Source organism: Streptomyces sp. SID486 (genome assembly GCF_009865385.1).
Lineage (GTDB): Bacteria > Actinomycetota > Actinomycetes > Streptomycetales > Streptomycetaceae > Streptomyces.
In genome coordinates this window covers 1-1789 of record NZ_WWJT01000066.1, presented here as the reverse complement: position 1 = coordinate 1789, position 1789 = coordinate 1, and the positions used below count along the sequence as shown (strand labels likewise).

The window sequence follows — 1789 nt, the reverse complement described above, 5'->3', positions numbered from 1 at the left end:
GGACGGTCGCCACCCCGGTCGTCACGCCGGTCATCGCGACGGAAGGCAGGGCGCTCGCCACCACGGTCGTCACGCCGGTCGTCACGACGGAAGGGAGGACGGTCGCCACCCCGGTCGTCACGCCGGTCATCGCGACGGTCGTCACGGCGGAAGGGAGGACGGTCGCCGCCACGGTCGTCACGGCGGGGCCCACGGTCGCGGTCGTCACGCTGGAACGCCGGACGCGAACCGCGATCGCCCTCACGCCGGTCGTCGCGACGGCCGTAGCCGCCACCGCGGTTGTCGTCACGCCGGTCATCCCTGCGGAAGCCACCACGGTCCCCGCGGTCACCGAAGCCGCCGCCACGGTTGTCGTCACGACGGCCGTAGCCGCCGCCACGGTTGTCGTCACGTCGGTCATCACGACGGAAGCCACCACGGTCATCGCCCCGACGGTCGTCACGGCGGTCATCACGGCGGAAGGGGGGGCGGTCGCCGCCACGGTCATCCCGTCGGTCGTCACGGCGGAAGGGAGGACGGTCGCCGCCACGGTCGTCACGGCGGGGCCCACGGTCGCGGTCGTCACGCTGGAACGCCGGACGCGAACCGCGATCGCCCTCACGCCGGTCGTCGCGACGGCCGTAGCCGCCACCGCGGTTGTCGTCACGCCGGTCATCCCTGCGGAAGCCACCACGGTCCCCGCGGTCACCGAAGCCGCCGCCACGGTTGTCGTCACGACGGCCGTAGCCGCCGCCACGGTTGTCGTCACGTCGGTCATCACGACGGAAGCCACCACGGTCATCGCCCCGACGGTCGTCACGGCGGTCATCACGGCGGAAGGGGGGGCGGTCGCCGCCACGGTCATCCCGTCGGTCGTCACGGCGGAAGGGAGGACGGTCGCCGCCACGGTCGTCACGGCGGGGCCCACGGTCGCGGTCGTCACGCTGGAACGCCGGACGCGAACCACGGTCGCCCTCACGCCGGTCGTCGCGACGGCCGTAGCCGCCACCGCGGTTGTCGTCACGCCGGTCATCCCTGCGGAAGCCACCACGGTCCCCGCGGTCACCGAAGCCGCCGCCACGGTTGTCGTCGCGCCGGCCGGAACCACCGCGGTCGTTACGGTCGTTGTCGCGGCGGAAGCCACCACGGTCCCCGCGGTAGCCGCCGCGGTCACCGCGGTCACCACTGTCCCGTCGCCGCTGGTCGCGCTCCGGTCGGTCGTCGGGAGAGTTGGTGGACATGGTGACTCCTGTCTTCGGTACCGCAAGCATTGTAAAAACAAAAGGACCCCTGGTCCCAGCTGAACGCTGGGACCAGGGGTCCTCCAAAGATTGTTCGGCGGCGTCCTACTCTCCCACAGGGTCCCCCCTGCAGTACCATCGGCGCTGTGAGGCTTAGCTTCCGGGTTCGGAATGTAACCGGGCGTTTCCCTCACGCTATGACCACCGAAACCCTAATGGTTTCGAGCGAACAAGCACACTTTTCTTTTGTGAGTTCAACTCTGAACCGGCAACTGTTCGTTGCCTCAGAACATACACAGTGGACGCGAGCAACTGAGGACAAGCCCTCGGCCTATTAGTACCGGTCACCTCCACCAGTTACCTGGCTTCCAGATCCGGCCTATCAACCCAGTCGTCTACTGGGAGCCTTACCCTCTCAAGGAGGTGGGAATACTCATCTCGAAGCAGGCTTCCCGCTTAGATGCTTTCAGCGGTTATCCCTCCCGAACGTAGCCAACCAGCCATGCCCTTGGCAGAACAACTGGCACACCAGAGGTTCGTCCGTCCCGGTCCTCTCGTACTAGGGACAG

General features: G+C 68.1%; 1 protein-coding gene and 2 rRNA genes. 1 reads left to right on the top strand and 2 read right to left on the bottom strand.

The annotated features are described in order from the left end of the window. A partial coding sequence (locus tag GT045_RS03235) for a hypothetical protein (protein WP_202527004.1) occupies window positions 1-1283 on the top strand: 1283 nt, incomplete at its 5' end. A 29-nt stretch (window positions 1284-1312) separates the two neighbouring features. Here GT045_RS03235 and rrf read toward each other — a convergent pair. Next, window positions 1313-1429 (bottom strand): 5S ribosomal RNA (rrf, locus tag GT045_RS03230). Window positions 1430-1534: 105 nt separating this feature from the next. Next, window positions 1535-1789 (bottom strand): 23S ribosomal RNA (locus GT045_RS03225); the annotation flags it as partial.